Source organism: Plesiomonas sp. ISS29, from assembly GCF_056522795.1.
Genome location: NZ_JAWRZQ010000001.1, coordinates 2,990,775 through 2,996,845, shown reverse-complemented (window position 1 = coordinate 2,996,845; position 6,071 = coordinate 2,990,775). Strand labels below are relative to the sequence as shown.

3 protein-coding genes are annotated in these 6,071 nt (G+C 44.7%); all 3 read right to left on the bottom strand.

The genetic code is table 11. From position 1 onward, the window contains the following. Positions 1-184 precede the first annotated feature (184 nt). From AC1HDJ_RS13410 to AC1HDJ_RS13400, 3 genes are read right to left on the bottom strand one after another with little or no spacing between them, the layout of a single operon-like run. Positions 185-1,597: a phosphoglucomutase/phosphomannomutase family protein gene (locus AC1HDJ_RS13410; protein ID WP_479536216.1), complete on the bottom strand. Its 1,413-nt coding sequence runs from the start codon at positions 1,595-1,597 to the stop codon at positions 185-187. A 59-nt stretch (positions 1,598-1,656) separates the two neighbouring features. Further along, entirely contained in the window at positions 1,657-4,059 is a 2,403-nt protein-coding gene (locus AC1HDJ_RS13405) for a glycoside hydrolase family 94 protein (RefSeq protein WP_479536214.1), read from the bottom strand. Between the two features lie 36 nt (positions 4,060-4,095). Further along, positions 4,096-6,060 (bottom strand): beta-N-acetylhexosaminidase, encoded by a 1,965-nt coding sequence (locus AC1HDJ_RS13400; RefSeq protein ID WP_479536211.1) that lies wholly within the window; start codon positions 6,058-6,060, stop codon positions 4,096-4,098. Positions 6,061-6,071: the final 11 nt, after the last annotated feature.

Here is a 6,071-nt window from a genome sequence, read left to right as displayed (position 1 = left end):
TTGTTGCGTTTGGGTATTTTGGATTTATTGAACAAACTAAATAACCTGTTTTATCCACATTGACGTTATTCTATTCTTGTTAAATATTTCAAACAGATATTTAGTATTGTTTATATCGCATAAAAAAATCCCTCAGCAAGCTAAGGGATTTAATAACATGATTTGTAATGTTTGTAATAACAGTTTAGATCTGTAAAAAGTCTTTCATTTGATTGAGGACTTCTTCTGCACGTTCTTTACAATCCATTTCTGCAAAAATACGTAATAGCGGCTCTGTACCCGAGAAACGGGCGATAATCCAACCACCATTTTTAAAGTAAACTTTTGCTCCATCAGCATAGCTGACTTTATCTATCTCATATTTAAACTCTGGTAGCGCTTTATCGGTATAGATTTTGGTATATAAACGCTGTTTATCGGCAGCTTTGAATGTACAGTCACCTTCAGCGGTATAGCAATAACCGTATTCATGGTAAATCTCACTGAGTAACTCAGAGAGTTTTTTACCGCTCACACTCATTAATTCAACTAAAAGGCTTGCCGCAAAAATACCATCCTTGCCTTTTATATGACCCCGAATGGTTAAGCCGCCACTGCTTTCTCCGCCAATCAGAGAGTCTTGTTCTTCCATTTTGGCACTGATATGTTTAAACCCTACAGGGACTTCATAACACTGCTCACCAAAACTTGCTGCTATTTTATCCAATAAGTGGGTAGTTGCTACGTTACGCACCACAGACCCTTTCCAGCCTTTATATTTGAGCATGTAGTAATATAAGAGCGCTAGGATCTCATTAGGATGAATAAAATTGCCTTTCTCATCAATAATACCGAGTCTATCGGCATCTCCATCTGTACCGATACCGATATCATAGCCTTGTTCAACAACCATTTCGGTTAAACGGCTCAATGTATGCGCACTTGGTGATGGCAGTTTTCCACCAAAAAGGGTGTCATGCCGATCATTGATGACATCTAAATCACAGCGGGCACTGATGAGAACCGTTTGTAAGCAGGTTTTAGAAACACCATGCATGGGATCAAGCAGAACTTTTAGATGGCTATTTTTGATAGCTTCCATATCAATGGCATTAATAATCGAGTCAATAAAGTCATTGGTAGGGTCAAATAACTCAATGATGCCTTGTGCCACCGCTTCATCAAAATCAATGGTTTGAACATCATCAGCCGTTAATTGATTGGCCAACAGTTCTACTTGTTGAGTTTCTATTTCATTTGCATCACGCCCGCCAAGAGCAAATACTTTTACACCGTTATAATCGGCTGGGTTATGACTTGCTGTGATACATGCACTTAACGCCGTTTTAAGTTGTTTGGCTGCAAACATGATCATTGGAGTTGGCGCATATTTTTTGACAAAATAGACTTTGATGCCATTTGCCGCAACAACTTGCGCCATCCATTTTGAGGCTTTATCGGATAAAAACCGACGATCAAAACCGACAACAAAGCCTTTATCTTGCTGGCCTTGCTCTTTAATCATATTTGCTAACGCTTGACTAACCCGCTCAACGTTGGCTTTGGTAAATTCTTCACCAATAAATGCACGCCAGCCACCGGTTCCAAAATGGATCATGATGGTACTCCTCTGTCCGTGAAAGTAGTAAGGGGTGACCTTATGATCACCCCTTGAAATTATCCCATTATGACAATGACATCATGCACTGAGCCTTCAGCTTGTGCCGGAATTGCACCGTTGATGCTGTTACCGTTGAGTGTGATTGATTTAATCCCTTTACTGACATGCTCTGGGTTTTGAACGTGAATGTTAAAGGTCGCACCTCGCCACTGGCGTTGAATACGGAATTCAGGCCAGCTTGTTGGAATGCATGGATCGATAATCAGGCCATCAAAGCTTAAACGAACACCTAAAATCCAGTTAGTGGCAGCAAAATAGGCCCAGCCGGATGAACCGGTTAACCAAGGATGATTGGCTTTACCGTGTGATGTGTGATCTTTCCCCATGACAAATTGGACATAGGAGTAAGGCTCGGCAATACGAGTTTCAATCTGATCGTTTTGGTTGTAAGGCAACAAGGCATCATAATATTTCATGGCTTGATCGCCGCGGCCAAGTTTAGCTTCTGCAACCCATGCCCAAGGGTTTGGATGTGAGAATATCGCGCCATTCTCTTTTACGCCCTGATAAACTCGGGTGACAAAGCCAATATCATCATTAGGTGTGGCAAAAGAGGGCGCATTTAGGTGTAAACCCCACGGGGAGTAGAGGTACTCATCTACGGCATCCATGGCTTTGGTGGCACGCTCAGTGTTCGCGACACCTGAAACGACCGCCCAAGTATTGGACTCTAGATGTACTTTACCCTCTATTTGCTCTTGAGTGCCGATCTTTTCACCTGTTTTGGTGATACCACGAATATACCATTCGCCATCCCACAAATTTTCTTCGCAGGCAATTCGGACATCTTCTGCCATTTGGCTGTAACGCTCTGCATCACCTGCACGGCCAAGGAATTTAGCTGCGTCAATGAATGCATCAAGTGCCCAGTAATGCAGGAACGATACCATGGCACTTTCACCGCCACCTAAGTTTAGGCAATCATTCCAGTCGGCGCGCAAGCCTTTACAAATACCGGTGCTGCCGACATATTTAGCTGAAAAATCAAGGATTTTAGTGAGGTGTTCATACACAGTACCTGAGCCACCATCAGCATAATTGACCACTTCATCAAAGAATGCGGTTTCACCGGTTTCCATGACATAACGGCAAACGGTTGGAACTAACCAAAGGGCATCATCCGAACAGGTATCTTCTAAGCCGTGGATCATGTCATCGGCATTCGGGGTCGGGACAACTGTTGGTGATTTATACGCTGGTGCATCGCTCTTATTGGGATCAAACCAAGCCGGATCAAATAAGTGCAGGCCGTAACCCTCTTTGACTTGGCCGCGCAATAGCTCAATCAAGCGTTGTTTAGTTTTGACTGGGTTAGTGTGTGGAACGGCCATCGCATCTTGTGCGGTATCACGATACCCTAATCCGGTACGCCCGCCGACCTCTATGAATGAGGCAAAGCGTGACCATACCACACAGGTTTCAGCCTGATAGAGAGTCCATGTGTTTAACATGGTATCAAGGCCTTCATGCGGTGTTTGACACTGGAATTTTTCGACACGTTGTGCCCAGTGTTGTTTGATTTCGGCAAAAGCGGCATCAACGTTAGCTAAATTACTGTATTTCTCTTTCAATTGCTGGCCGGCTTCCATATCACCGATACCGAGCATATAGACAAAGCGTACTTCTTCGCCTGGTTGCAGAGTAAAGGCTTTGTGTAGTGAACCACAGTGGTTGCCGGTTTTTTCAAAGCTGTTAGAGCAATATCCGCGCTCTACTGCAATCGGTTTAGATTCATCACGGTACGCACCGAGGAATTTGTCACGTAGCCCATCAAAGCTATCTGGGGTAAAGCTAGAGGCAAAGAAGTAATAACCGGTTTCTTTGCTTGGATTGTAGAATAAATCGTACTCGAGCACGCCGGAATCATAACGTGTACCTGCTGAATAGAGGCTCATTTGATGGTTCTGATTATCAGAGGTGATGTGGCTAAAAGAGAACTCGACAAATGAGAATGCGCTTAGGGTTCGCGGTGTTGTACCGGTATTTTTAAGGGTGATATCCCACAACTCAACGTTGTCATGAACCGGAACAAACAGTGTTTTTTTTGCATCAATCCCGTTGTATTGACAAGAGAACTTTGAATAGGAAAGACCATGGCGGCACTCATATTGTGCTTGTTCTAAGTCTTTGCCTACCGGTTGCCACGAAATAGACCAATAATCACCGCTCTGATCATCTCGCAGATAAACATAGTGGCCTGGACGATCAAAGGTTGCATTCGGGCGGAATTTGGTGACTCGGTGATATTCAGGTGATTTATAGAAAGAATAACCACCGGCATTGTGAGAAATTACCGTACAGAAATCGTTCACCCCTAGATAGTTAGTCCACGGTGCAGGCACATCGGGACGGGTGATGACATATTCCCTGTTGTCATTATCAAAGTAACCGTATTTCATGTAAAAACCATCCTTTAAAGTAACGTTCTCTCACACCTAAAATTGGCGGTAATTAATGCCATGTCTATCGAGCAAAGGCCGATGAGCTTGTAGTCGTTGCAAAAAATCGTGCCAGTTACGGATATGTTTCTGACTCCATGCCGCTTCGGACAGAGCCAGTAACCGTGGATAAAGCATGTAATCGATGCGGTTTTGATTATTAATTTGCTCGCACCATAAAGCGGCTTGAAGGCCTAGTACATGTTCACGTAATGGCGAGTCAGAAGGAAGATCTGACAGAGGTTCATAATGATAAGCTTGTTCCAAATTTAGATTGCCGGCCCAATCTACTCCGGATTCAGAAGGGTCTTTACTCTGTGCAAAGTCAAGATAGGTATAAGGTGCAGGTTGCATGATGACGTCATACCCCTGTGTTATGCATTCAGCACCGGCCGCTTCGCCACGCCATGAAAAAATAATGGTTTGCTTGCTGACCTTGTTACCGTCTGTGGCCTCTTCCCAGCCCATCATGCGTTTTCCATGCGCGTTGAGTTGCTGTTCGACGTAACGCAGCAGATGCCCTTGTAACTCTTTGGGGGATTGATAGTTATGTTGTTGCATCATGGCTAGACATGCCGTGCTGTTAGTCCACACACCTTCTGGCACTTCATCAGCGCCGATATGAACATACGGGGCTGGAAACAGATCACATACCTCAGCAAAGACTGCATCTAAAAATGTATAGGTACTTTGCAGTGCTGGGGAGAGGATATTGTCGTTATAGTATTGAATACTGCGATACTGTGAGTGGTCTGTTGGATCGCGCAGCAGTTCAGGCAGCGCTAAAATAGCTGCCCGACAGTGTCCAGGAATATCAATTTCTGGAATGATCATGATGCCACGAGCCTGCGCATAGGCGATGACATCGCGGATTTCTGCTTGGGTATAAAAACCGCCATGGCGGGTAGATAGCTGTGTGTATTGCGGGGCAATGATCTCATCTGGCCCACGCCATGCACCGATATTAGTTAATTCCGGATAGGCTTTAATCTCAATTCGCCAGCCTTCATCATCAGTTAAGTGCCAGTGAAAGGTATTAAATTTGTAATAAGCGAGCTGGTTAATCAGGCGTTTGATGGTGCTAATAGTGTGAAAGTGGCGGCCACAATCAAGCATCATTCCGCGGTATGCAAAGCGGGGCTGGTCATGAATTTCAACAGCGTGGACGGGGTAAACATGCTGCTTACTGTGCGCCGGCATAGCGGGAATGCACTGTAATAAGCTTGCCGTAGCGTGGATAAAGCCCGCACCAGAGTTTGCGCTCAGAGTGATGCTTGATGCTTCAACAATCAAAGTGTATGCGGCATCAGGCAGGGTCATATCACGCAGAAAAACGATCTGTCCTTCTGTTTTTATCGGCAAAGGCAATCCGCAGCGTGCGGAGACCTCTTCTTGCAACCACTGTATGGCTATGTCAGCGAGTGTGTCAGATTGCCCAATGGCGCTCAGCTCGCCCAGCATGAATGTAGACTGTCCCGATACGCAGTGCTGTGGTGCGGGAATAATGCCTTGTTTAGCATTTACCTCTGGTAGTGTATCAGCCAATGGTGCTTCAGCGAGTGCAAGATCAAATGCGCCAATGTGGATGGGATAGCGTGTTTTCGTGATAGCGTTATTATCATCTATCTTGCCATCTATCTTGTCATCTATTTGGGTCAGTTGTAGGTAGGCATCACCAAAACCATCACTGCTGTAGTGAAGTGGGGCTGTACCTAATTCAAATTCAAAACTAAACATTCCACCGGCAGCTAGGGTCGGATTACCATTAGGGGTAAAGCAACAAAAGCTGCCGATTTGCTCGATCTTTCCATATTGTACGGTAGCAGGGTTGATTAAACGGCAAATAGAAAAGCAGCAGTTCCAATGCGTTATAGGGTGCTCTGAATGATTGAAAATAGTCGCCCGAAACCCGCAATAGGGCGGGTTTACGTAAACAGTAGCAAGCTCAAGTTGTAAGTTCATGATAAATACCG